The organism is Paenibacillus sp. J31R34, from assembly GCF_059383715.1.
In genome coordinates, this window is record NZ_JBXENU010000001.1 from 1349112 (window position 1) to 1375734 (window position 26623).

23 protein-coding genes are annotated in these 26623 nt (G+C 52.1%); 2 read left to right on the top strand and 21 right to left on the bottom strand.

Features of this window, described 5'->3' with window-relative positions:
- Positions 1–95: 95 nt before the first annotated feature.
- The gene (locus tag AC50YG_RS05445; protein WP_473759251.1) at positions 96–710 is read left to right on the top strand and encodes a TetR/AcrR family transcriptional regulator; all 615 of its coding nucleotides are present in this window, start codon (positions 96–98) and stop codon (positions 708–710) included.
- Between the two features lie 126 nt (positions 711–836).
- On the opposite strand, the gene AC50YG_RS05450 is transcribed toward AC50YG_RS05445, so the two are convergent.
- Positions 837–1625, bottom strand: a complete 789-nt coding sequence (locus tag AC50YG_RS05450; protein WP_341282577.1) for an undecaprenyl-diphosphate phosphatase — start codon at positions 1623–1625, stop codon at positions 837–839.
- Positions 1626–1824: 199 nt separating this feature from the next.
- Between AC50YG_RS05450 and AC50YG_RS05455 the strand changes: the two genes are divergently transcribed.
- On the top strand, positions 1825–2358 hold the full coding sequence (locus AC50YG_RS05455) for a hypothetical protein (RefSeq protein ID WP_494825217.1): 534 nt from the start codon (positions 1825–1827) through the stop codon (positions 2356–2358).
- A 27-nt stretch (positions 2359–2385) separates the two neighbouring features.
- Here AC50YG_RS05455 and AC50YG_RS05460 read toward each other — a convergent pair whose 3' ends face one another.
- The 20 genes from AC50YG_RS05460 to AC50YG_RS05555 form a co-directional block, all read right to left on the bottom strand.
- Entirely contained in the window at positions 2386–3663 is a 1278-nt protein-coding gene (locus AC50YG_RS05460; RefSeq protein ID WP_494825218.1) for a hemolysin family protein, read from the bottom strand.
- A gap of 160 nt (positions 3664–3823) precedes the next feature.
- A complete protein-coding gene (locus AC50YG_RS05465; protein WP_473760190.1) occupies positions 3824–4183 on the bottom strand; it encodes a Lin0512 family protein in 360 nt (119 codons plus the stop codon).
- A gap of 64 nt (positions 4184–4247) precedes the next feature.
- Complete coding sequence (locus AC50YG_RS05470; RefSeq protein WP_494825220.1) at positions 4248–5390, bottom strand: DUF3900 domain-containing protein; 1143 nt, start codon at positions 5388–5390, stop codon at positions 4248–4250.
- Positions 5391–5392: 2 nt separating this feature from the next.
- On the bottom strand, positions 5393–6496 hold the full coding sequence (locus AC50YG_RS05475; RefSeq protein WP_494825326.1) for a nitric oxide synthase oxygenase: 1104 nt from the start codon (positions 6494–6496) through the stop codon (positions 5393–5395).
- Between the two features lie 218 nt (positions 6497–6714).
- Complete coding sequence (locus AC50YG_RS05480) at positions 6715–7170, bottom strand: disulfide oxidoreductase (RefSeq protein WP_473759256.1); 456 nt, start codon at positions 7168–7170, stop codon at positions 6715–6717.
- Positions 7171–7202: 32 nt separating this feature from the next.
- Positions 7203–7895, bottom strand: a complete 693-nt coding sequence (locus AC50YG_RS05485; protein ID WP_473759257.1) for a DsbA family protein — start codon at positions 7893–7895, stop codon at positions 7203–7205.
- Between the two features lie 106 nt (positions 7896–8001).
- Positions 8002–10101 carry a HelD family protein gene (locus tag AC50YG_RS05490; protein ID WP_494825221.1) on the bottom strand — a complete coding sequence of 700 codons (2100 nt, stop codon included), beginning with the start codon at positions 10099–10101 and terminating at the stop codon, positions 8002–8004.
- A 315-nt stretch (positions 10102–10416) separates the two neighbouring features.
- Complete coding sequence (locus AC50YG_RS05495; protein ID WP_494825223.1) at positions 10417–10710, bottom strand: DUF1294 domain-containing protein; 294 nt, start codon at positions 10708–10710, stop codon at positions 10417–10419.
- A 46-nt stretch (positions 10711–10756) separates the two neighbouring features.
- Entirely contained in the window at positions 10757–13291 is a 2535-nt protein-coding gene (hrpB, locus tag AC50YG_RS05500) for an ATP-dependent helicase HrpB (protein ID WP_494825225.1), read from the bottom strand.
- A 23-nt stretch (positions 13292–13314) separates the two neighbouring features.
- Complete coding sequence (locus AC50YG_RS05505; protein ID WP_494825226.1) at positions 13315–14139, bottom strand: hypothetical protein; 825 nt, start codon at positions 14137–14139, stop codon at positions 13315–13317.
- 66 nt (positions 14140–14205) lie between these two features.
- A complete protein-coding gene (locus AC50YG_RS05510; protein WP_494825227.1) occupies positions 14206–15795 on the bottom strand; it encodes a cobyric acid synthase in 1590 nt (529 codons plus the stop codon).
- The gene (locus tag AC50YG_RS05515) at positions 15788–16900 is read right to left on the bottom strand and encodes a pyridoxal phosphate-dependent aminotransferase (RefSeq protein ID WP_494825229.1); all 1113 of its coding nucleotides are present in this window, start codon (positions 16898–16900) and stop codon (positions 15788–15790) included. The genes AC50YG_RS05510 and AC50YG_RS05515 overlap by 8 nt, the downstream gene beginning before the upstream one ends.
- A gap of 18 nt (positions 16901–16918) precedes the next feature.
- Complete coding sequence (gene cobS / locus AC50YG_RS05520; protein ID WP_494825231.1) at positions 16919–17728, bottom strand: adenosylcobinamide-GDP ribazoletransferase; 810 nt, start codon at positions 17726–17728, stop codon at positions 16919–16921.
- Complete coding sequence (gene cbiB, locus AC50YG_RS05525; protein ID WP_494825232.1) at positions 17710–18690, bottom strand: adenosylcobinamide-phosphate synthase CbiB; 981 nt, start codon at positions 18688–18690, stop codon at positions 17710–17712. The genes cobS and cbiB overlap by 19 nt, the downstream gene beginning before the upstream one ends.
- A complete protein-coding gene (gene cobU, locus AC50YG_RS05530; RefSeq protein WP_494825233.1) occupies positions 18687–19292 on the bottom strand; it encodes a bifunctional adenosylcobinamide kinase/adenosylcobinamide-phosphate guanylyltransferase in 606 nt (201 codons plus the stop codon). The genes cbiB and cobU overlap by 4 nt, the downstream gene beginning before the upstream one ends.
- An 11-nt stretch (positions 19293–19303) precedes the next feature.
- Positions 19304–20368 carry a nicotinate-nucleotide--dimethylbenzimidazole phosphoribosyltransferase gene (cobT, locus tag AC50YG_RS05535; RefSeq protein ID WP_494825234.1) on the bottom strand — a complete coding sequence of 355 codons (1065 nt, stop codon included), beginning with the start codon at positions 20366–20368 and terminating at the stop codon, positions 19304–19306.
- Between the two features lie 4 nt (positions 20369–20372).
- Entirely contained in the window at positions 20373–21173 is an 801-nt protein-coding gene (locus tag AC50YG_RS05540) for a heme ABC transporter ATP-binding protein (RefSeq protein ID WP_494825327.1), read from the bottom strand.
- Between the two features lie 8 nt (positions 21174–21181).
- Positions 21182–22216: a FecCD family ABC transporter permease gene (locus tag AC50YG_RS05545; protein ID WP_341282557.1), complete on the bottom strand. Its 1035-nt coding sequence runs from the start codon at positions 22214–22216 to the stop codon at positions 21182–21184.
- Between the two features lie 3 nt (positions 22217–22219).
- Positions 22220–23197 (bottom strand): ABC transporter substrate-binding protein, encoded by a 978-nt coding sequence (locus AC50YG_RS05550; RefSeq protein WP_494825236.1) that lies wholly within the window; start codon positions 23195–23197, stop codon positions 22220–22222.
- Positions 23198–23390: 193 nt separating this feature from the next.
- Positions 23391–25661 carry a heavy metal translocating P-type ATPase gene (locus AC50YG_RS05555; RefSeq protein WP_494825238.1) on the bottom strand — a complete coding sequence of 757 codons (2271 nt, stop codon included), beginning with the start codon at positions 25659–25661 and terminating at the stop codon, positions 23391–23393.
- Between the last annotated feature and the right edge of the window lie 962 nt (positions 25662–26623).

The following is a 26623-nucleotide window of genomic DNA, read 5'->3' on the forward strand; positions in this document are numbered from 1 at the left end:
AAAATAGATTTCGTAGGCTAATTTAATTATATATACCCGAAGGTTAATTAATCAACTGCTTTTATTACAATTAGATGAACATGGAGGGTCACAACATGGTAGATGATCAAGAAAAACGCAAACCTGGCCGTCCAAAAGGCAGCAGCACCGCTCAAACGATGGAGAAAATTTTATTTACGGCATCTTATCAATTTATGGAGCTTGGCTTCGAGAAAGTATCGCTCGACGGCGTCGCCAAAGCATGCGGCGTTACAAAGGCAAGCGTCTACTACTATTTCAACAATAAAGCGGTGCTTTTTACCGAGGCGCTTTTATTCGTCTTAAACATGGCTTATCAAAGTACGCGCAAAATCATTACCGGCCCTGGAGAGCTTAAGGATCGGCTGCTTATTGTAGCTGAAAGGCATATGGCGAACGCCCATGTCGACTTTGAAACGATGATGCGCGAAGCCGCCCCAGGCCTCAGCGAGGAGCAAACGCTAACGATCCGTGCCGGTGAATCGCGGCTGCATGAGCTGCTCGCAGACATTTTTCAAGAGGCTATGGATAAAAAAGAGCTGGTCCCAGGCAATCCGCTGCTGCTTGCCCATGCCTATACCGCTATGCTGAGCATCCGCAACCGTAAAAAAGTGGTCAACGACGAAGCTTCACTCAAGCAAACGGCACGTGAGCTTGTAGATCTGTTCTGGCATGGCGCCGCTCCCCATTAAAACGCGCGCCAGCTGAGAGCTAGGCGATCGCTGCCGCCGCGAAATAATAAAAGAGACTCCCTTCAGCCTTCATAGGCCGAAGAAAGTCTCATAGGGTTTAAAGCTGCAGCTCTTTCCATACATCGACTACAAAATAATAAAAGCAAACACGATGGCAAGAGCAAAGCGGTAGTAGGCGAACCAGGATAAACGCAACTTTTTGATTAAATTAATAAAGGTAACGACAGCAATAAGCGCTACGATAAACGCAGTAATAAAGCCAATCAGAAACAGCGGCATATCCGCCATCGTCAAAAATTCACGGCTTTTAATCAGATCAATACCGCTTGCTCCCGCCATCATCGGCACCGATACGATAAACGTAAATTCCGCAGCAGCCTTTTGGCTCGCCCCGAAAAACATCCCCCCTGATATCGTCGAGCCGGAACGCGAGAAGCCCGGCCACAGCGCCAGTACCTGAAAGCAGCCGATCGCAAGTGCTTGCTTGTACGACAGATCATCCAGCTCTTCGGCCGTTACTTTCCGCTTAATGCGGTCAGCAACGATCATCAAAATACCGCCTGCGACGAGACCTACCAATACCGTTGTTGTACTAAACAAATATTGTTTAATAAATCCATGAAATACGACACCGATTAGACCTGCCGGAAGCATCGCAAGCGCAATATGCAGTGCGTTCATCCCGGATGATTTGGAGAAGTTGAAGTTCAATAGCTTCAAGAACCTTTTGCGATAAAGCACCAGCACGGCCAATACCGCTCCAAATTGAATGACGACCTCAAAGGTTTTTGCACGGTCTCCTGTAAAGTTAAGTAAATCTGCGAGTAAAATGAGATGCCCTGTCGATGATACAGGTAGAAACTCCGTCAAACCTTCCACGATTCCCATCAGAATCGCATTTAATAAATCCACCATTCTCCTGCCTCCTGCATCCTAATCTCTAATTTCTAATCTGAAATAAACTCTATTATTGTAACACATGACTTCCGCCAAGTCTTGCTCAGCAAGTCCCAGATTTTCGACAGCGACAGCTTGGTTTTTGCAACTTGTCCTAAGGGCCTTCCGTATTAGTCGTGTAACATTTCAGCGTATGTCATGAAGGGAGCCTGCACCATTGAATCACAAAGAAGACATGTCAAAAAGCCCACTCCAAATAAGAGAAGGCGACCCACCCGGGCTGAGCGAGAGCTCAGCGATTATGCAAACGAATACCGCTGCCCAGCTAAGCAGCACTTGGAAAAAGCTCGCGTTTTGGATAAAAATGACGGCCGTTCTTACGATACTGTTCGGCTTGTTTCAAACCTTCGCCAGCCTGCTGCAATTTGGCCTCGGGACGATTGCCGGGCTGCTGGAAATCAGCGTCGCCGTCGTCTTGTTCCTGTTAGGAAAACAGGTTGGCAAGCTTGCTGGCCAGGCTGACGAAAATGCGATGCTCAAGCTGGCGCAGCGGCTGCTGCTTTATTTTCGGCTGCAAGCCGCCTTTATTATTACGTTCGCCATCGTCTTCATTATCATTGTTGTGACCGTCATTCATTTTCTCGTGGACTGGGACTGGGCCATAAACCTGATGCAGCACGGGCGAAAAACGAACAAGCTGCTCACACGGCTGGATAGCTTGTATAACGTCATTGCAGGCTGGTTTTCGTAACAACACCGCTCATTCCCATTACAAGCCTCAACCGACGATAATTTCGATTTTACGAATGCGATGCGTCTCTTTCTCGCGAATGATGAATGTCAGCTCCGCAAACGTCCATGCCTCCCCGACAGGGAGGTCGGGCATGCGGTTAAACAGCCAGCCGCCAATCGAATCCACCTCTTCGCTTTCTAAATGGCTGCCAGTCGCTGTATTCACCTCGCTAATGAGCGCATTGCCGTTTACCATGAACCTTCCCTCTCCAAGCTGGTCAATTTCCTTCACTTCGTCCGCATCAAATTCATCGCGAATTTCGCCTACGATTTCCTCAATAATATCTTCGATTGTAATCAGCCCCGATGTGCCGCCGTATTCATCGAGCAAAATCGATAAATGCACCCGTTCCGTTTGCATCGTCCGCAGCAGCTTCTTTATAGGCATAACCTCCGGCATAAACATGACCGGCTGCATGAGCGAGCTTACCTCGGTCGTCTGCTGATCCACATAATGCATAAAAAACTGCTTCGTATTTATAACTCCAATAATATTATCCTTGCTCCCCTGGGCCACTGGAAACCTTGTATATTGCTCGCGCTTGATGGTCGCGACATTTTCCTCATGCGGCTTATCGCTGTACAGGCACACCATATCGGTGCGCGGCACCATAATTTCTCTCGCCAGCCGCTCGTCGAATTCAAAAATCCGATTTACATAGCTAAGCTCGCTTTTATTGATTTTGCCGCTTTCGTAACTTTCGGACATTATCAGCCGGATTTCTTCCTCCGAATGTGCCTCATGCTCCGTAGCCGGCTTAAAACCGACTAATCGAACCAGCCCATTTGCTGACCCATTCAGCAGCCAGATGAACGGAAAAAACAGCCGGTAAAACCAAATGATGAGCGGCGCTGTAAGCTGGCTGATTTGCTCGGACTTAATAATAGCCAGCGTCTTAGGCGCAAGCTCGCCAAGCACAACGTGCAAATAGGTCACAAGGCTGAAGGAAACGATGAAGGAAAGCACATCGGCAAAATCACCAACGATGCCTGAGCGGTGAAGCAGTGGATGCAGCACCTCATGAATCGTCGGCTCGCCGAGCCAACCAAGTCCGAGCGCTGTAATCGTAATCCCTAGCTGGCAAGCAGATAAATAGCCATCCAAATTGTTAATGACCTTTTCCACTGCACCCGCGTTTTTCACGCCTTCCACTACCATCTGATGCACGCGGCTTGCCCGCAAACGGACGACAGCAAATTCAGTCGCCACAAAAAACGCGGTAAAAATAAGCAAAATTACGAATACCGTCAGCTTCCAAATCATGCCGAATCTCCTCTGTCATTTTGGACTATGCCCTATTGTTTCCATGAACAGCGAAAATCATTACAAAGGGGACGGCTGAAAAGAAAAATGCCCGCAAGACGGGCTGTAAAGCTACAGCTGCCTGCGGGCATTTTATAAGAAGCATTGGACTAATCTCTGACTAATAGCCTACCTCAACGGATGCATTGACGATGTAGATCAAATCATTGCGATCCGCCTTGTCCGGAAGCACAATGCCGCTTGTGGTCAGCATGCCGCCGTCCACCAGCTCCACTGTTACTTCGCCATAGGGGAGCACCGCTTTCACTTGCTCGATATCCAGCAGATCCTTGTCGCATGGAACCGCAAGCCGCACCCTGACCTTCATCGCATCCAGCGTTCCGCCTGGCAAAATTTCAAGCAGGCCCGGCATGGAATTGTGATGGATCGCATTTTGCACAGCTCGTACCGCCGCTTTCGTAACGTCTTGACCATGCAGGTCGCAGCCCATGCCAATTTCAATAAACAGCAGCTTTTCCATCATAGCGCCTCCTTTATATTCTTGTTGGCTTATTCCATATAGCTTGCCAATACAGCCGTAGCTGTTATTCGCCTTCGTAATTCGGGTCATTCGCTAGGTCATCCGCATAACGCTGCAAATCCTCAATGGCGCTGCTCTCCTGCTTGTGCGTCCCGATCTCCGGCAGCAGCTCCATTAAATCCGGCGGCTGCAGCAGCTCGATAGGCGACATCCCTTTATCAAACTGGAACGAATCCCCCTCAATGACGACAACATAACGGCCATTATGCTTGGCAAAATGCAGCGCTGTACCAAACTCCGCCAGCAAACCCTTAACCGTTACGCTATCCAGCTTGAATGTGAATGGCAAATCTGGCTTCTGTTCCACCAGTGCTGCCGATGCCAATGTCACCTGCTCCTGCGACCAGTATTCATGAATATCGCGTTTCTCGCTATGGGCCCATACTTCAATCGCATTTTCTTCCTCGTGACGTTCGGTGCTCTCCGTCACGCCCTCCCACTTGTCATCCATATATTGCTGCACCATGTCCAGCAGTTGGTCGCTCATCACTTCCGGTAGCGGCTTCTCATACGATACGTATTTTAGAAAATCTTCAAAATAACGGGCATGCGACGCCTGATGAATTTTCAGCTCCCAATGCTCAAGTATCCCCTCCTCGGGCATATGCGGGTATTGAATCGATTTGATACTGCGGGCACTAATCGCCATTTCCACCTGCGAAATCAAATTGCGCTCATCGGAAATACGAGCGATTTTCGGCTCAAAATCACATTTTAGAAGGAATAGAAAAGGTTCATCAAAATAAGTGTTCAGCTTCGCTCTTGCAATAATAAAAGCACCGCCGCGCACTGCGCTCGTATCCATATAAATATGCACCAGCTCGTCAGCAATGCCTATGTAACGCTCCTTATTGTCCGCATCGCGCAGCCGCTGGAACAAATTATAGTTCTGATTACTGCCCAGCTCATAGCCAGGCTCAACCATGAATCGTCCGATTTTAGTCGGCGCATTTTCCGAATTCGGGTTGCGCTCTACTTTGCGCTTGACGATGCGGGCAAATTCCCCGTCCAAAAATCGCTTAATCTCACTATCTTCATAGTCCTCTTCCTCCAGCGTCTGATAGTGCTTGTATCGCTTGGAGGAGCTGCTGTCTTCGCCCTCGGTAACAATGACGAAGAAGGATAAATATTCCATTATAAAATCCACGTTTATGACCCTCCGCTTGTATACGCCTTTTCCTGATATAAATAAGCCGGCTTTAATTCCGTATCATCATAGCTCCGATGCCATACCGCTGTTGTTGCCGGAGACATCGGCGGTATAAGCCATGACCAGCGGCCGGTAACCGCACGTCCCTGTTCCTTCTCCTGCTTCTCGAAGCGAGTAAACTGCTCGGCAGCCGTATGATGGTCGACGATGCTGGCGCCATGCTTTTTGAACGAATGAATGACCGCCGCGTTCAACTCTACTAGCGCCCGATCTTTCCACAGAGATGTATTCGTCGTCATATCCAGTCCCATTAACCTAGCTACGATCGGCAGCTGATTGTAACGATCCGTATCTGCCAAATTGCGCGCCCCAATTTCCGTCCCCATATACCAGCCATTAAACGGCGCCGCTGTGTAGGAAATACCGCCGATTTCCAGCATCATATCTGCGATGAACGGGACCGCGTACCAACGCAGACCCAGCTCCGCAAACGACTCCAGCTCCGGATGCGACAGTGGAATTTCCAGCGCCAGCCCTTCGGGAAGCTCGTACAGCTTCGGTTCTTCTCCGAGCTTCTGAATAACAAGCGGCAGCACATCGAACCTTGTTCCTGCACCTTGCCAGCCCAATGCTTCGCAAGCCCTCGTAAATGGCAGCGAAGCCGGATCGCCTATGACACCGCCATTCCCGTCCTCATAGCCCGCATAACGAACAAGCTGATGGTTCCACAGCCGGATTTGATTTTGCTCTTGCTTTGCTGCAAAAATCGTAATCGCCGGGCGGACTTTACCGCCATTCGTCGCATAGCGAATATGCGAAAAGATCGCATTTGCAATATCGTCTTCCTCGTGGAGCTGACGGGCGTCAAACACCTCCATCGTCTGCCAAAAAAGACGGCCAATGCAGCGATTGCTGTTGCGCCAAGCCATTTTCGCCCCATGCTGGAGCTCTTCATATGTATGCTCATAAAAACCTGTGCGCTCAACTTCAGAGCGGATTTCCGCCAGCCGATGCACAACCTCCGCTTCACTTTTGCCAAGCTCGGCATAACAGGTAAAGATGAACTGCTCTGCTTCTCTATATAGCTGCTGCTCCACTTCGATCATGGTGTTCCCTACTCTCTTTATGCTTTCACACCTGCTACTTTTAAGATAACCCATTTTGCTTTCATTCGCTAGCCGATTGCTAAGGGATTAGACATTAGGGGGAGCAAACTTTAGGCGTTTGTTCACTGCCTTGTCACTTTATGCTGCATCCCCAATATACAAAAGCAAAGCCCCGCATGGCGACATCCGCCTCGGGGCTTTGCTTAGGAATACCTTTAGTTTTCGTTTGCTTCTTCGTCTTCATTGCTTTGGCGAGCCAGCAGCAGAAACACGATAATAAGCACAAAAGCGATCATCGCCATCATCGGAATCGTCAGAAAGCCAAACCAGTTCAAATAGTCAAAATTGCACGGGATGCCGGAACGGCAAGGCACCAGCTCGCCCACCTTCGGGAACCAAATCTCGAAGTTATGGAAAATGGAAATCGCAAGCCCGATTATATTAATCGGCAGTAAGTATTTAATGATATTCCGGTCCCCGCGATACGTCGCAATACCTAAAATAATGACCTGCGGATACATGAAGATGCGCTGATACCAGCATAAATCACAAGGTAAAAACCCTTTAATTTCACTAAAATACAAGCTGCCCCCCGTTGCGACTAGCGTAACGATCCAGGCAAAATATAAAGCATACCGTTTCAACCACGATTCATAGGGTGGCGTTGTCATTTTTGATCGGGCTCCTTTTTAATCAAGGCCCCTTATTTTAGAGCTGCCTCGATTGTTGATTTGATCGTTGCGTAATCGAGACTTGAAACCGCCTTGCCATTAACAAAGACGGTAGGCGTTCCTCCGATATTAAGCGGACGAACGAGCGAGTTATCGCGGTCGACCTGCTTTTGATAGGTTTTATTCTCGATGTCGCTTTTCAGCAAATCAAAATCGATAGGAAGTTTGGCGTCCTTTGCAAGCTGCACCAAATGTTCCGGCGTTGCCCATTCGATATTTTCATTCTGTTGATTATCATAAATCGCTTGATTATAAGTCCAGAAGGCGTCATTATTTTGCTGATAGACCGCTTCCGCCGCGAGTGCAGCAGTCACGGAATCTTTACCGATGAACGAATAGTTTGCAAAATAAAAGGATGCTTTGCCTGTTTCAATAAATTCTTTCTCCAGCTGAGGTTTGATTTGTTGCGAAAAATCACGGCAGATTGGGCACTTGTAATCGCCGAATTCAACGATTTTGACAGGTGCATCTACGCTGCCCAGTACAGGCATTGCTTCATAGTCAAATTCAAACGGCTTGGACTGATTGTTAATGCCGAGTACGATGACGACAATGACCGCCAAAATACCGACCGTTAGAAAAATAAGCGCGCTGTTCGAATTTTTCTTGGGCTGCTGCCTTTGCTGCTGATTACTGCTAGAACCTTTTTTCTTTGTTTTCGTCACTACCGCTCAAATCCTCCTCAATAAATACAGGTATATACATCTTGTAGCAATTTTAGTTACAAGGCCTGCTAAAGTCAAGAATTTGCGGCAAAATGCCTTAATACTGTCATAATTCTTGCACGCCGTCGGCAACGTCCGCTACTAACGAGGTAAACGAGCCTTGATAAACTAATTTTAGCTTATGAAGCGCTCTCGTACAACCAACATATAGCAGCTTGGCATCCTGATCGGTATAAGCAAGCGCACCGGCATCAGCAATGAGCACCGCATCAAATTCCAGCCCTTTGGACAAGTAAGCGGGCACGACGGACAAGCCGCCGCTGTATTCGGGCTGTCCCCGTTCCACAAGCGAAGCTTCTACCCCCGCAGCATTCAAAGCTGCATGGATAACCGCGCATTCCTCCGTCGTCCGGCCAATAACTGCGATCGTCTGATAGCTGCCGTCCGCTTGCCATTCGCGAACCGTTTGCTCCAGCATGTCCATCCACCCACTTGGCTCAGCTGGCGCAAGCTCTACGGCATCTCCGCTCCGGAATACAGGTACGGCCGCCTTCACGCCAGCCCCCATTGCTCCAAGAATCCGATTGGCGAAGGCAATAATTTCCATCGTTGAGCGATAGCTGCGGTTCAGTTCAAAAAATCCGGTCTGTTCTTCATCATACAGCGCAGTCAGCTCCTGCCAGCTATGAATGCCTGCATAGGCATGGATGCCCTGCTGCAAGTCGCCCAGCACGGTCAATGACGGCGTTTGCTGGCAGAGACGCAGCGCTTCCAGCTGGAACGGCGAATAATCCTGCGCCTCGTCAATGACGATATGGTCATAAGGCGCTGTTTGCTGCCCAAACAGGCGCAAATGAATATAGGCAAGCGGCGCCAAATCCTCCGGCGCAATCGTTCCCGCTTTCAGGCGGGCAGCCGTTGCTGTCGCTATTGCTTTTGGCACTAGGCTCATCGCCTGCTTGCCTTGGAAAAAAGACGCATATAGCTTCGGCGCGGTGTATGCCGGAATTTTTTTCGCTAGTGCATTTAAGCGGGTTAATGCCTTGGCCCTTATTTTTTTATCATGCATGCCGCGCATTTTCAGCTCGGATTCCAGCCATCTGCGAATACGGCTGACGAATCGCTCGCGCTTGCGCATCAGCGGCTCCTCACCATAATCGGTGCGATACCATTCCAGCATTTGCTCTGGAGTCAGCACCAGCTTATCTACAGGCTCAAACGGCTGCAAAGGCACGATGCTTAGTTCTAGCTGCTCCAGCCGCTCGTCAATGGCCTGCTTAAAATCAAGCGAGCCCTTCAAGCGTCCCGGCGCCTCCGCAATTTCCTCCGCGCTGCGATAATGCTCAAACCAATATTCCAATGTATCGGTTTTATCATCCATTCGCACTTCAAGCTCCAGCAGATCCAGCGCCCAGTCGGCAAATGTCGTCTGCTGAATATCGCCTACGCCCAGCTCCGGCAGCACGCCGGAAATATATTCGAGAAACATGCGGTTAGGCGCAAAAATAACCATCCGTTCCGCCCGCATTCGATCCGCATACTGATAGAGCAAAAAAGCGAGCCGGTGCAGCGCTACCGTCGTCTTGCCGCTTCCCGCCACGCCCTGAATAAACAGCGCCTTGCTCCGTCCCGTACGGATGATCGCATCCTGCTCCTGCTGGATCGTCGAGACGATATCTCTGAGCCTATTGTCTTTATTTTCACCTAGTCGATAGAGCAAAAACTCGTCGGTGACCGCTTCTTCTTCCTGACCGCGCGTGAAGCTGTCCACCATTCGAACAAGCTCGCCCTGGCGAACCATCAGATTGCGCTTTAAAAAGACGATCCCTTCGATTTCGCCATCAGGAGAATCATAAGTGACCGCCGCTTCACCGCCTGTAAAAGAATAAAACAAGCTGGCAATTGGCGCACGCCAGTCAATAACGAGCAGCTCCTTGCCACCTTCTCTAGCTACGCCTGCCTTGCCGATATAGAGCTCCTGCTTAGCATCATTTGGCAGCTCCTGAAAATCAATCCGTCCAAAATACGGCTCGCGAAAAGCAATTTCCAGCCCCCGCTTCCGTTCCTCTCTTTGCAAATCGAGCATTTGCTCCGTAAAATCATCGCCTGTGTAGCGCGGGCCTATCGCGCTTAGCTGTGATTGTATTTCTTCAAGCGAGCGCGCTAAACGCTCTTGCTCTTCTTGATAGGCACTTTGAACCGTCATTTCAGCCAGTTACCTCCTAAGAATATAGTGGGAAAACGAACTGTCAATATACCATAGGAGAATAGCAGGAATCAACTTCTTATTTCCAATCAAGCAAAAACGACTTCGTCGTCTTTCTGGGACGTGCGAAGAGCTTTGTCGGAGAATTCTAAGCGGATATAAGGATGAAACTTATATATTCTTAGAATTCAAGGTGAAACGGCCGAAAGCCGTCCTCTGGCGGTGCGGCGCGTTTCAGTCCGAGAAATATAGAGAAAGGATAACGAAATCATATCCTTTCCTATATTTTTGAAAAAGCCTGCTGCGCCCGTTGCGCTATTTGAAAATCGAGATGTCGAACACATAGTGGAATACCGTTGCAAATAGAACCAAATTCAACATCACAAGCAGCGGTATTCCCAAAACGAAAGAGCGATGCTTCGTCTTGTGGCGCCATGCCCGCATGCCGGCGTAGGCGCCAATAGCTCCTCCAAGAGCGCTCAAAGTAAACAGCCGTTTCTCCGGAATACGCCTTTGCTGGCGGCGAGCGCTCTGCTTGTCGAGATACATAAGCGTAAACGTCCAGCAGTTAATCGCGAGTATAAATAAAATAAAAAGCTCCATCGACATTTTTAAGCCCTCTTTTCCTTGTTGCTATCGTTATGAATGCCGCAAGCTACTTGCGCGGTTTTACCCGATTCGTCGGCTGCGCCGCGTAAGGGTCGTCCGGCCAATAATGCTTCGGGTAACGTCCTTTTAAATCCTTTTTCACTTCAAAATAAGTATGGCTCCAAAAGCTGCCCAAATCGCGCGTCACCTGAACCGGGCGCTGCGAAGGCGAAAGCAGCTGGAGCGTTAGCGGCAGCTTGCCGCCTGCGAGCATTGGCGTGTCCTTCATGCCGAACAGCTCCTGAAGCCGCACAGCAATGAACGGCGCTTCCGGGTCATTGTAATCGACCGGAATGCGCGAGCCGCTTGGCACCGAGATATGCGTTGGAACCTGCTTGTCCAGCTCCTGCCGCTGCGTCCAGGTAAGCATACCTTCGAGAAGCTGCTGCATACTGAGGCGCTGCAGATCGGATTTGCTCTTCATTCCTTGTATATGCGGCAGCAGCCACTGCGCGAGTGCTGAGGAGGACAACAGCCCTTCCTCAGATACATCCGGCCAGCTGCTGTCATAGTGTCTCATCAGCCGCATACGGGCAAGAAACTGGGCAGCTTGCTTAGGTAACGGCAGCAAGGCCAGGCCCTCCTGCTGCACCCCCTGTGCCAGCGCCGCAGCGACGAGCTCTGCATCCGGCTTCGCGAGCGGCTTTTCCTGCAAAAGGAGCGCGCCAAGCCGGACGCGCTCACGCGCCCTTACCGCTTGGGCGGACGCGTCCCACTCCACGACGCGCTCCTGCCGGATTTGGTCGCGAGCTGCCGATGCCAGCTCGCCTTCCGTCAGTTCAGCCGCGAGCCGGATACGGCTCTCCGTTCCGGCATCGTCGAGCTCCGCCGCAACGAGGTAGGCTGCGCGTGACAAGGGCTGGGCTTCCGGCAGCGCTGCACCGCGGCCGCTTGCGAGCAAATACCTGCCGTCGCTGCGCCGCTGCGCGATGCGATCGGGATATGCGAGCGCCAGCAGCGCGCCGCAGGACATCGCGGCGTCCTGCTGGCGCGCTCCGGCAGCCGCTGCTCCGTACTGCGCGGCCAACGCTGCTTCGCCGGCTGCTGCGCTAGCCAGCAGCCGGCTCCATTGCTGCGCCTGCGAGCGTATACGCTGCACGGCGCTGCGATCCACGTCTGCACCGCTGCTGCTGCCGCGGTGCAGGGCATCCAGCCGCAGCTGCACATCCGCGCTGCGCTGCTGCGGCAGCAGGTCGCGCTCGCTAAGCAGCGCGGCCAGCTCACAAGCGCGCTCCACCGCGCCATACTGCTGCGCGCGGAGCAGCATATACCCGAGCCTCGGATGAAGCCCGAGTCTCGCCATTCGCCGGCCCGACTCCGTAGGCCGGCCTAATGAATCAACAGCCTGCAGCAGCTCAAGCAGCTGCAGCGCCTGCTGATACGCGCCGATCGGCGGCGGGTCCAGCCAGCCGAGCTCCTCCGGCTGCTGGATACCCCACACCGCAAGCTCCAGCGCGAGCGGCGCAAGATCGGCCTCCAGCATTTCCGGCTGGCTGAACGGCTGCAAATACATATGCTCCTGCTCCGTCCACAGCCGGTAGCAGACGCCAGGAGCAAGCCTTCCGGCGCGCCCCCGGCGCTGGTCGGCTGACGCCCCAGACACCGTAACCGTCTCCAGACGCGTCATGCCCGTGCGCGGCGAAAACCGCGACACTCGCATCAGGCCTGCATCGACGACGATACGCACGCCTTCGACCGTCAGGCTGGATTCGGCAATTGCCGTTGCCAGCACAACTTTGCGCTCGCCAGCAGCGGACGGCTGAATCGCCTGATCCTGCGCTTCCAGCGGCATCGTGCCATAAAGCTCCGCCACCTTAACGCCCTTCATCCGCTCCTCTCTTGCCAGCAAAGAAGCAACGCGCCGAATTTCACCAACGCCTGGCAGAAAGACGAGCATATTCCCTTCATTTGCCGAAAGCGCCTGCAAGATCGTGCTTACAACATTCGGCTCGATACGCCCTTCCACTTTCGAAGAGCGATAAATCGTCTGCACCGGAAATACTCTTCCGGCACTTTCGATAATCGGCGCTCCACCGAGCAGTTCTGCAACGGGGCCTGCTGCAAGCGTCGCCGACATCACAAGCAGCCTCAGATCGCTGCGCAGCAGCGCCTGCGACTGCAGGCTCAGCGCCAGCCCAAGATCACCATGCAAATGGCGCTCATGAAACTCGTCAAACACAATAACACCAACGTCCAGCAATGCCGGGTCTTCCTGAAGCATGCGGGTCAGTACGCCTTCCGTCACCACTTCAATGCGGGTCCGAGCGCTCACCTTCGTATCCAGACGAACGCGGTAGCCGACCGTGTCGCCTACCTGTTCTCCGAGCATCTCCGCCATATATTTGGCGGCAGAGCGGGCTGCAAGCCTTCGCGGCTCCAGCATAATAATTTTACGGCCGTCCAGCCAGGCCGCGTCCAGCAGGGCAAGCGGCACGCGCGTCGTCTTGCCGGCTCCTGGCTCGGCGACCAGCACGGCGCCGCTTCCTGCAGCCAGCACCTCAAGCAGCTCCGGCAAAACCGCATCAATCGGAAGTTGATTCATCTTTTTCTCCTCAATAAACCGTCTTATTTCATAATGCGCAGCATTTGCACGATGGGGCGGCTATCTCCTTGCAGCGTCGCCTCCGCACTACGCAGCTGCGAGGAGCCGTCGCCATCGAGAAAGATGCCGCCTGACAGCTTGTTGTCGCCAACCTTCTCGATAACTGCTTCGCGAAAAGCAGCCAAGCTCCCCTTCGTGCTGCTGACTATCAAATAAATATTGCCCCGCTGATCGTATACGGCAGCAGACCTTAAGCGCGCGTCGTCGGGAAAAGGGGCATTTTCCTGTTCTGCCTGCGCCAGCCAGCCCGCATCATTGCCGATACTCATGCTAATGCCGCCCTGCGCCCAAAAGCGTGTATGATCCTGAACTTTAAGCTCGGATGCCTTGCTCGCTATTTGTACGCTAAGCTGATCCTTAACGCCATCCCATACGAGCGTTCCGCGGGCATATTTGGCATTTTCGCTGCCGGAGCCGTAGGTCCCCTGCTCTTCATTGACCGCAAGGCTGTTGACCACGGCAATGCTAAGCAGCGATTTTTCATAAAAAAATCCGCCATTAATGCCATAATACGGCGTTAACGCTACATTATTTTGCACCAATTGAGGCTTCACATTGGATGGCCGGGTTTTCAAAACATGCAGCATAAAGCCACTAGTCGCTTCCGCAGCTTCATAGCTGTAATTAACAGGCTGCTGGGTGCCGTCGCTTGCCGCTCCGCCCTTATGCTGCATCGACTGAATCATTCCGTAAAGCAGCAGCGCGCAAAAGGCAAGAAACGCCAGCATAATGCCTGCGATAATCCAGCTTTTTTTCTTTCCCAAACGCTGCGCAGCTTGCTTCTCCATGACTTCACCCACTCCCTTTCCAGCTGTTTAAATAATCAGTTCATACCATTAGGACTGATTCTTAAGCTAGGCACCAAGCTCTCCGCCCGCACCAAGCAGCTTATAAACGAGCGGCATATTCAAATGCTTGCGCGTATGTGCTGCAAGCCGGTCAAACGCCTCCTCGCGGCTTTCTCGGAAACGCAGCTCTGCCGCAAGCGGCTCCCAGCCGCGCTCCTCACGAATATGATTCAGCCACGCCCGGCGCAAATCATCATTATGTAAAATGCCATGTATAAATGTACCCCAAAGCCGGCCATCCGCCGAGCATGCCCCTTCACCTTCATAGGCAAGCTCTCCCTCTTGCTGCGATTCTGCACCAGCCTGCTGGCTTCGAATGGCAAAGGGCTGAAGAAGCTCTCCATGCTGGATCATTTCCCCCATATGAATTTCATAGCCTTCAACGGGAAGCTTGTCTGCCAGCCAAGCTGAGGCAGCATGGGCAGTCCCCTCTATACGAACCGTCTTCTTCTCCCCTGCAAATTTTACGTCAAAAGGAAAAAAGCCAAAGCCCGGTGTTTCCTTATGCTCGGACTCCACACCTGCCGGATCAAGCAGCATATCCCCAAGCATTTCATAGCCTCCGCATATGCCGACGAGATGTCCGCCCTTCTTAGCGAACGCGCTTACCTGCTGGGCAAGTCCCGTTTCGCGAAGCCATAGCAAATCCTCGACCGTATTTTTGCTGCCTGGCAAAATAACAGCATCAGGATTGCCCCATTGCTCAGGCCTGTCTACAAAACGCAGCATGACATCCTCTTCAAAGTAAAGCGGATCAGCATCGGTAAAATTAGATATACGAGGCAGACGCAGCACGACAATATCCAGCGTATCAGGCCGACCCTTCACCTGCTCTTCGAGCTTGCGGTCCAGCGACAGCGAATCCTCATCCTCCAGCGCAAGTCCCGGCAAGAACGGCAATACGCCAAGCACTGGCTTGCCCGTCCGCTCCTCCAGCCAATCGACTCCGGGCTGCAGCAGTCCTATATCGCCGCGAAATTTATTGATAACGAACCCGCATACGCGCTCGCGCTCATGCGGTTCAAGCAGCTCAAGCGTACCGACAATTGAAGCAAACACACCGCCCCGGTCAATATCCGCCACAAGAATGACGGGGGCATCTGCCCAAGCAGCCATGCGCATATTGACAATGTCGCGATCTTTCAGGTTAATTTCCGCTGGGCTGCCTGCACCTTCCAGCACGACAATATCATTGCTGCTGCGCAGACGGGCGAGTGCTTCCCGCACAATAACGCCAGCCTGCGGCAAATAGCTCTCCCGATATTCGCGCGCGCTGAAATCTCGCAGCGGCTTGCCATGAACGACAACCTGTGAAGACATCTCCTTCGTCGGCTTCAGCAAAATCGGGTTCATATCCGTCGTTGCCAGCACGCCGCAAGCATCCGCCTGCATGCCTTGTGCCCTTCCAATTTCCTTGCCATCCCAGGTGACATAGGAATTAAGCGACATATTTTGTGATTTGAAGGGAACGACTGCATAGCCATCCTGCCTAAAAATTCGGCACAAAGCGGCTGTCACCAAGCTTTTCCCAACATCGGAAGCGGTGCCCTGCACCATTATCGTCAGCCCAGCCTTGTTTTTTGACTGATTACTCATGCTTATCCCTACTATCTTCTTTAAAATCATCCAGACATTCTGTCAGTGCTTCCAGCAGCTTTTCATTATCACTGCGCAGCTTAATCGCAAAGCGGCAATAATGGTCATCAAGCCCGACAAAGTGGGAGGCATCGCGAATAAGCACCCCGCGGCGGCCCATTTCCAGCTGCAAAGCAGCTGCCGTTAAATTAGGCAGCGACGGCAGCCTTACAAGCACATAATTGGTTTGACTAGGCGTGACGAAAAAACCAAGCCCCTCCAGCTTCGAAATGAGCCAAGGCCGTTCTTCGTCCAGCCATTTCAGCGTCTTCTCCGCATATTCCGCATCCTCCAATACGCCCTCTCCAATGAGCTGCGCAAGCGAGTTGACGCTCCACGGAACCTGCAGCAGTCGCAGAGCTGCAATCCGCTCTGGCGTACTGACCATATACCCAAGCCGAATGCCTGGAATCGCATAAAATTTCGTCATGGAACGAATGACATACAGCCTGTCATTGCTGGCAGCCTCCTTCACCAGCGAATAATCCGCTTCTTCAGGCACAAAATCCATGAAGGCTTCATCTACGACCACCTTAGCGCCACTGGCTAGAAGCTTTCTGATCAGCTCCGGCTGGACTAGCCGACCCGTCGGATTATTTGGTGAGCCCAGCATATAGAAAGGCTCCTCCATCTCGGTCGTCATGCTTTGAATGGCCTCTTCGGTCAGCTCAAAGCCATTTTCCGGCTTCAGCATAATGGGGGCAATGCCGCTGCTAATTTTATGAACGGCGTCGCCATATTCGCTAAAACAAGGAAACGCAAGGCTCGTTATGATAGGGTTTACAGCACGAACAGTCAGGTCGATCAGCTCTGCCGCACCATTTCCGATTAAAATGCACTGCTCGTCAATGCCGTGTAGCTTCGCAAGCTTCGCCCGCAGCCCGCGTACCGCAGGATCAGGATACTTGCCAATCTGCTGGGCATACGAAAGCAGTACCCTATGTACCAAGGGGGGCGGGCCTATCGGATTCATATTGGAGCTGAAGTCGACAAATTGATCAGCTGGCCGTCCGAAATTTTCCTCTGCCGTTCGCAGGTCACCGCCATGTCCGTATCTTTCAAGCATGGTGAGTATTCCCCTCTTCTAGTGAGTTGTCAATAATAGCAGTGCAAACAACAATATAGCTTCAATCGCTTCATTCATGGCACCGTAAGTGTCTCCAGTCAAGCCGCCAAGCTTGCGGGCGAGCCAGAAAGACATTAGCGTCCCTGTCACCATCGTCACAGCAGCAGCACCTGCCACTGTGAATACGGATGTGCTGAGAGGCAATCCGAATGCCAGACCGATGCCACAGGCTAGCAGGAATGTAAGCACAAACCCCGTCCATACATGCCGCAGTGAGGCCGCTTGGAATAATGCGCCGATCCCCTCTCCCTCACGGGCACTCGGCCAGATGACAATTGCCGCCGCCATCCACCAGCGGCTCCACACCGGAATAATGACCAGCAACGGAAGCACATAAACAGACTCTGTATGACTAAGCAGCTCATATAACACTGTAAATTTGAACAACAGCAGCAAAACGGCGGCAATGACACCCATAGCGCCTACTCGGCTATCCTTCATAATTTCCAGCATGCGCTCCCGCGAGCGATGGCTCAGCACGCCGTCTGCCGTGTCCATCCAGCCATCCATATGTAAAGCGCCACTAAGCGCGAGCCATAGTGCAAGCAGCAAGACAGCTCCCGGCCCAACGGGCAGCCAGCTTTGAACAGCAGCAAAGCTTAATGTGACGATACCGCCAATCATGCCTCCAGCAATCGAAAAATAAACAGCGCTGCGCGCTAACACCTGCGGCTCAAACGGAACGGTTACAGGCACCGGAATTCTAGTCAAAAATTGAATAGCGGCGACCAGCGCCTGAGCATGCAGCTTTAATGAACGAACAGCCATAATGCCAGCACCCCAACTACAAGTAATAGACTGACCAGATACAATAATCTAGTCGTGAAAATAATATCCTGCGCCGTCAATGGGCGCATAGGCTCTCCCATTCTCGCACGTTCGCTAGGCGCGCCAAAATAATAATTGAGTCCGCCTAGCTCAATACCAAGCGCCCCGGCAACAGCCGATTCAGGAATGCCGCTGTTTGGGCTCGGATGCCGATGGGCAAATTTTCTTATCGCAGCGACCGAGCGCCTGGCAGACATGCCTGGCAGCAGCCAAGCCGACAACGCGAGCATAGCTCCCGTCAACCGGGCGGGTATATAATTGAGCACATCATCGGTTCGTGCCGAGCACGAGCCGAAATCAATATACTTATCATTGCGGTAACCGACCATTGAGTCAAGCGTATTTGCCGCCCGATACAGCATAGCAAGCGGTGCTCCTCCTATTAAAGCGAAAAAGATAGGTGATACAAGCGCATCGACTGTATTTTCCGCCACCGTCTCCACAGCAGCACGGGCAGCTTCTGATTCATCCAGCTTGTCCGTATCGCGTCCGACAATGTAGCCGACATATTTGCGCGCTTCCTGAAGGTTTCCTGCTATTAACGGAGTATAGACGAGCATCGCTGCCTGTTTTAACCCTTTGACCGCGATAGTCGTCGATATAAACCAAATGGTCACCGCATAGCCGAGCCAAGGATGGATAAGCGAAGCGACCGCAACGACTCCCCACATGACGACATATGAAATGGCTAACGTTATGAGCATTAGCAAGGTGCCCTTTAGTCTCAGGAGCTTGGAGGATTCGGCCTTATCGCTCCTGCGCAGCTTGTGCTCCAGCCAAGCAATGAGCCTGCCGATCCAAATGACGGGATGTGTCGGCCATTTTGGATCGCCAACGATCCAATCGACCAGAATAGCTGCGGCGGTCAGCCACAGCATGTCCGGCAAGGAATAGAAGATCATAACTGCTCCCAGCGGAAAGCCGCTGCCTTGAGCTCAATCGGAATGCCAGCTGTTACAAGAAATACTTTATCGCAAACCGCGGCCACCCGCTGATTCAGCCTCCCTGCCTCATCGCGAAATTTTCGGCCCATTGGATAGGCAGGCACAATACCCGCCCCTACCTCATTTGTAACGATTACGAGCGGATAAGGATAAGCGGCAATAGCGCCAATGAGTGCTTCCGTCTGGTGTTGCAGCTGCTCGTCTGCTTCTGTGCCGGGTTGTCCTGCCTGCTCCTCTGCTGCCATCAAAGCATTTGTCAACCAGAGAGTCAGACAATCTACAAGCACAACTGGCGGCTGTTCTCCAGCTGATGCCATAGCTGCGGCTGCCCGTGCCTGCTTCGCCAGCAATTCGGCCAGCTCAAGCGGCTCCTCCACCGTTTCCCATTCAAAATCTCCTGTGCTGCGACTTTGCTGATGCCTATTTACGCGCTCAGCCATTTCTTCATCCCAAATACGGCTTGTTGCCATATAAATACCCTTTTTGCCAAGCCTCATCGCGAGCTGCTCGGCGAATAAGCTTTTGCCGCTGCGCGTACCGCCTGTTACTAACATTGCCATTACAGCTTCACCTACGCTTTCGATACCCCTGCACTTTCAAAAGTAGCCATTTCCTGCATGAGCTTTAATGCCGCATCGATAAAATGGAAGCATAATACCGCACCTGTGCCTTCTCCGAGCCGCATATCCATATGAATCATCGGGCTTAAGCCCACGGCTTTCAGCAGCTTCGCATGACCCTGCTCATAGGAAAGATGGGACGCAATCATGCATGGCTTCGTTTTATCGGAAATACGCGAAGCTACTAAGGCTGCTACCGAGGAAATATAGCCGTCAATAACGACCGGACAGCTATTGGCTGCCGCTCCAATAATAACGCCTACCAGCCCAGCGATTTCTAGACCACCCAGCTTCATCAGCACGTCGAAGGGATCGAGCGTGTCTGGTGCATTAACCGCGATAGCCCGTTTAACAACCTCGACTTTATTTTTCCAAGCCTCATCATTAATACCTGTTCCTCTGCCAACGGTTTCTTCGGGCGCAAGCCCTGTCAGTGCCGTCGTAATCGCTGCGCTTGCTGTCGTATTGCCGATGCCCATTTCTCCTGTGGCAAAGGCGCGATAGCCTTTTTTGTAAAGCTCATCCACAACTTCTATCCCTGTCAAAATAGCTCTAATGGACTGCTCTTTCGTCATCGCAGCGCCTTTGGCCATATTGGCGGTTCCATACATGACCTTGCGGCTTAAAAGATTTGGATGCTCAAGCTCCGCGTTCACGCCAATATCAACGCAATACACGTCAGCTCCCGCCTGCCGGGCGAGTACATTGACGGCTGCGCCGCCATTCAAGAAATTAAGCACCATTTGAGGGGTTACCGCTTGTGGAAAGGCGCTGACCCCCTCCTCGCACACGCCGTGATCGCCAGCCATAATAATGACCGCTTTGCGCTCCATATCCGGCCAGCGCTCCCCCGAAATTCCGGCAAGCTGGCAGGCCACATCTTCAAGTTTGCCCAAGCTGCCCGGCGGCTTCGTTAATTGGTCCGAATGGCGTCTTGCCGCCCCCGCTTCCTGATCATTAAATGCCGGGATTCTTCCAATTGCGTTCGCCAGCAGCATGCATAATTCTTCTTTCATCCCTTCATTCCAGCTCCCCATTGTTTATTCTCACATTTGGCGCAAGCAAAATTTGCGGCGCCCCTGTTAACGGATGATTCATAATCGAAGCCTCAGCGCCGTATACCTCGCGAATCAGCTCCGTCGTATAAATATGCTGCGGTTTGCCCAATGCTGCGATGCTGCCCTTATGCAGCACCAGCACTTCATCGCAATATAAAGCGGCTAAATTTAAATCATGCAGCACGGTTACAACGGTAATGCCCTGCTCACGCTGCCAGCTCTTTACCGTATCGAGCAATTGAATTTGGTAGCCGATATCCAAATAGGTCGTAGGCTCGTCCAGCAAAATGACTTCCGCTTGCTGCACCATCACCTTGGCTAGCGCGACGCGCTGCCGTTCGCCGCCGCTTAGCTCAGCCATTTTGCGCTGCTCCAGCTTTTCAAGCCCCATTGAAGCGATTGCCTGATTAATGATCGGCGCGGAATCGCTTGCTTCATTACCGAACCAATTTTGATAAGGAAACCGCCCCATTTCAATTACTTCACGCACTGTAAAACCTACTGGAGGAAGCACACCCTGCTGAAGCACAGCAAGCTTGCGTGCTGCCTCCTTGCGTGAATAGGCGGCAATGCTGCGCCCCTCCAGAAAAATATCCCCCTGCGAAGGAGGCAATACGCCGGAAAGCAGCTTTAGCAAGGTGGATTTCCCAACGCCATTGGGGCCGATAATGCCATATGTATACCCTTTTTGAAAGGAAAAGGTTACGTCATTCAGCACTTTTCGCCCGCGTATCGTCGTACCAAGCTGGCGTGCTTCAAGCATAACAGCCATTATGCCCCTCCTTCCAGCCGTTTGCGCCGATGCAGTAAATAAGCGAAAAATGGCGCACCAATCAGCGCAGTTACTACGCCTAGCGGAATTTCCTTCGGACTTAGCGCCATGCGGGCAAGTGTATCGGCCCAGAGCACAAATATGCCGCCGCCAAATGCGGACAGTGGAATGAGCAGGCGGTAATCCGGCCCAACGATCAGGCGAATCACATGCGGGACGACGAGGCCGACGAAGCCAATCACACCCGCTACCGATACGGCAGCAGCCGTGAGCAGCGTCGAGCAAGCCAGCACGATCAGCTTAGTACGCTCTACGCGAATGCCTAAATGTGCCGCCTGCCCCTCGCCAAGCAGAAAAACATTCAAATGCTGCGCATAGGCAATCAGCACAATAACCCCAATAATAAGAAAAGGAATAAGCATGTAGACGTTCGCCCAGCTTTTCATCGCCAGCGAGCCCATTAGCCAAAACAATATCTGGTTTACTACGCTATTGGAAAGCGAGACCATGAAGGATACGAAAGCTCCGAGAAAGGCCTGAATAATAACGCCGGATAATATAAGCGTTTCCAACTGCAGTCCGGCCGAGCTTCGCGCTAGCCAGAAAACGACCAATAACGTCGCAATTCCCGTTATGAATGCGACGATCGGAATCGTCCAAATGCCTACTGCCGCCTGATAGCCGAATAAAATCAATGCCGCAGCACCGACTGAGCTGCCAGAAGCAACCCCGAGCGTATAAGGATCGGCCAGCGGATTGCGCAGCACACCTTGAAACCCGCTGCCCGCCAGTGCCAGACAAGCGCCTACAAGCACCGCCAGCAGCACCCGTGACAGCCTCACCTGAGTAACAATAGCAATTTCACCTTCACTCCAGCTAACCGGCTGATCTCTAAGCCATGGCAGCTGATGCAGCAAAATGCCCCACACATCAGTAAAGGAAATACCTGCGGAGCCAATCGACAAGCTTGCGATAATAGAAACAGCAAGAAGGAGCACTGCTGCTCCTCCGTAGCCTAACCATTGATGTCTCATCCGCTATTTAACGAGGTCTGGATGAACAGCCTTCGCAATTTCCAGCAAGCCATCGGCAAGCCGCGGGCCTACACGAACGAGTGGATCTTCCGAAACCGCGATAACCTGCTTATTTTTCACCGCGTCAATGACGTTCCAGCCTGCCCGGCTGTCCAACGCTGTAACGATGGGGTTCGGTTTCACCTTCATATCCGGGTAGATGATGATTTCCGGATTTTGCTTCACGATCTCTTCGGCGCTGACTTCGTACCAGCCTTCCTTCGAGCCCGCTACATTGGTGCCTCCCGCCATCGTCAGCAGCTCATCCAAAAAAGTACCTGATCCTGCCGTATAGCCAGGGCTAAACTCCAAATATACCTTTTTCGCAGGCGCATCCTTCACCGCATTCATGACCTGATTCATCACATCACGCATATGTTCAGCAACCGTTTCGGCATCCTTCACATGGTTTAAAATTTGGCCGACCGTCTCAATATGGGCAATGGTTTCGCCATATGTTTTCGAATCGGAGGCAAATACCGGAATATTCAGTTCGCGCAGCTTGGCAACCGCATCTCCATTCATGCTGGAGGATGCAAGCACGAGATCTGGATTCAGCTTCACTACAGCCTCAATATTGGTCGCCATATCGCCAATTTTCTCAATGTCATTCGCTTCTTCTGGATAGTTGCTGTACTGATCCACGCCGACTACCTGCTTGCCCGCTCCTACAGCAAACACAACTTCTGTCTCGCTTGGCACAAGCGTTACAATTTTTTCAGGCGCTTGCTCAAAGGTTAGCTTGGTATCCGTTGCGTCGGTTACGGTGAGCGGATATGCGGCGCCTGTCTCTGCAGACGGAGCGGCGGATGGTGCGATAGATGGTGCAGCAGATTCCTTGCTATTATTCACCGCACCGCCGCAAGCGGCAAGCAGCGTCAGCATAGCAATCAGCCAAATGGCAAGGCTTGTTTTCAGCATGGCATTCATTTTAACTTTCATTACTCGTATACACTCCTCTAAAATGGTTTGTTCTCTCCAAGCGGAGGGCTCTTTCAGGCTAATCAGGCATAAAAAAAGCATTCGCGGCAGCTGTGCCGAAAATGCGGTATCCCTGCTTGGCGCTGGCCCTCATCATTATGTAGGTTAGACGTAGTAACTATACCATCGTTTTTCCGTATTTGTCCACCTTGGACTAGGCAGGGAGCTGCTTGTGCCTCCGCAAAATATAGCTCAGCCGCATCGCATTTCCGACTACCGACACGGAGCTAAGCGCCATCGCTGCCCCTGCCATCCATGGCTCCAGCAGACCGAAGGCGGCGAACGGCACGATGCTGCTATTATATAGGAAAGCAAGCAGCAAGTTCTGCTTAATATTGCGCACCGTCAGCCGGCTTATGCCAAGCGCGTCAACAATTGCGGTCATACGCGGCTGAAGCAGCGTTAAATGTCCGGCAGCGAGAGCAGCTTCCGTACCATTGCCCATCGCAATGCCCACGTCGGCAGCAGCAAGCGCCAGTGCATCATTCCAGCCGTCGCCAGCCATGCCGACCCGTTTGCCCGAACGTTTCAGCTGCTCTACCAGCTCCAGCTTCTGCTCAGGCAGCAATCCGGCGTACACTTGCGCAATGCCTGCTTGGCTGGCGGCATTTTGAGCAGGAATTTGGTGGTCGCCTGTTGCGAGCATCACCTGCAGTCCATATCGTTGGAGCTGCTGAACAGCAGCGAAAGAATGAGGTTTAACCCGATCCGCAAGTGAAATACACCCAATGAGCAGTCCATCTGCTGCCACATATAAGAGCGTTTCTCCTCTTTTTTCCCGTTCGGTGCAAAAATTAGCTACAGCTGCGGTGGCCTCCGCATTCGCTTTCCACTGCGCGGCTTTCGCAAAGGTTGCATTTCCGACGGCTATGCTCCTTCCCTCAACTACTGCTTGAACGCCTTTGCCGGGAAAATAAACCATATTAAGCGCGCTTGGCGGCGTCAATCCTACTCGCCCCGCTTCACGTCCTATCGCTTGCCCTAGCGGATGGGCGGAACCCGCTTCCGCGGCTGCAGCCAAACGAAGCACGGCCGAGCGCGTCTGAGTCGGCACAGCCCATACGGCGCTAACTTGCGGGGTACCTTCGGTGAGCGTTCCGGTTTTGTCTAGCAGCAGCGTATTAAGCCGCGCAAGCCGCTCCAGCGCCCCGGCCTGTTTGAGCACAATGCCCAGCTTTGCTAGGCGGCCAGAAGCGATAACCAGTGAAATAGGCGCGGCGAGCCCCAGTGCACAAGGACAGGCAGCGAGCATAACAGCGACCCCACAGCGGAAAGCTTGATGCCAATTGCCAGGTTCCAGCAGCACCAGCCAAAGCATAAAGGTGAAAGCCGAAAGGGCAAGCATCGCTGGAACGAACCACGCGGCCACCCGGTCCACCTGCTGCTGAATCGCAGATTTGGAGCGCTGCGCCTGACGAAGCAGCTCGCCAATGCGGCTGAGCAACGTCGCATGTCCCGCAGCCGTTGTACGGATTCGTTGCATTGCTCCCACATTCGTTGTTCCTGCCCAAATTCGATCTCCCGCTCGTTTAATGACCGGCAAGCTTTCTCCAGTCAGCAGCGATTCATCCATTTCGGTTTCCCCGCTCGTTAAAACGCCGTCAACCGGGACCGTCTCACCCGATGCAATGCGCACAATCTCGCCTTCCCGTATGAAAGCGGTCTGTACACTGACCCACTGTCCTGACCGTTCTACAGTTGCGGATTGCACCTGCAATTGGCTGTACCCGCCCGCCTCATCCTGCGCCCGCGATGCAGCTGTCATCTCCAAATATTTGCCGAGCAGCACCGCGCTAATAACGACAGCAGAAGTTTCAAAATAAAGCGGCAGCGTATGCCCGGCGGCAAGCGTTTCTCCAGTCGGAAGGCGTGAGAAAACAATATAATGGCTGTATAAATAGGCAGCAGACGTTCCTGCTGCGACTAGCACGTCCATATTCGCTGCTCGCGAACGCAGCGCATGGTAGGCGCCGATATAAAAAGGCAGCCCAATGACGAATTGAACTATCGTAGCTAGTGCGAGCTGAAGCCATGGATGCAGCAGCCAAGCCGGAATGGAAAGCCCGCTTAGCAGCGGGAGATGCTGGGTCATTCCAGCAAGCAGCGGCAGCGTAAGCAGCAGCGAGATCATTAGCCGGAGGCCGAGGGCGCTGCGCTCCTGCTTCCATTGTTCTTTGCTGTGCTCAGCTGCCGATGCTTGAAAACCGATATGTCCGATTTTCGCCATAACCTCTTCAGACCGTATCCGCCCAGGCACAAACTGCACCCAAGCCGATCTTGCCGGATAGCTGACGGCGACCGACTGTACGCCTTCCATTTTGCCCACAGCTTTCTCGATCCGTGCCGCGCATGCTGTACAGCTCATGCCGCCCACTGCATATTGCGTCGTCACGCTATTCTCACTCTCATTATGCCGCTGTTCCAATGGCACACCCGCCCTTTCGCCCTTCTTTTACAACCGCCGCCGCAATATAGTAGATCCATTCAAAATGATCTTAATGATTTATAATCTTACTATCATCATATGTTCGGCATGGGGCCAACATGTGTACAGGCTGAGTGTGTCAATATAGATCAAGCATAAACAAGTGTGAGCAGACGTTGCCGTCCTTTGAAGGCAGCTCTTATTTCGAGTAGAGGTAGAACTTGTTTAAAAACGTTTTACATATACATTTTATTTCGATAGACCTAATTCTTCACGGTCGTTTTTTTGGTGCGAATGTGAAGCTCACATAAAAACCCTAGGTTTCTCGCACCTCAGATTTTGTCGAATAATGACGAAAATGTGCTGTTTCGATAAAAGTCAATACCTCGGTTGATTTTTCTTTCATTGATTTTGTTGAAAAAATACAGCATTAATGCGATTATGGAATAAATTATGTGCTTTTCCGCTGTCGCACTCTGTGTGAGTGCGTGGATTGAAACTTTTGCCCCAGGATCGTTCAAGTCCACATTGTACGTCGCACTCTGTGTGAGTGCGTGGATTGAAACCATTTGTGGGCGCAGTTGATTTCTCAGAAAAAAATGTCGCACTCTATGTGAGTGCGTGGATTGAAACAATACCAGTAAAAACAGGATTGGAATAGAATAATTGTCCAAAGAAAATAAAGTTTTAGACTGGATTGGTTGATTTGACGCTGTTTCAGAGTTTGAAAAATATCAGGTATTGAAAAATAAGTTTTAGACTGACCCAAATATTTTCCCCGGCGGCAGCCATGAACGAGAAAATAAAGTATTAGACTGCCGCCGCTTTGTTGAACTAACGTTCTCCGTTAGGGGTCTGTCAACAATTTTGTGTAAACTCTGTTGAAGCAAAAGTTAACGCAGGTGCTGACTGATCCGTTCAGGGAAAAAGACGGAGAGCTGGAGGAGCATTTGTCCCCAATT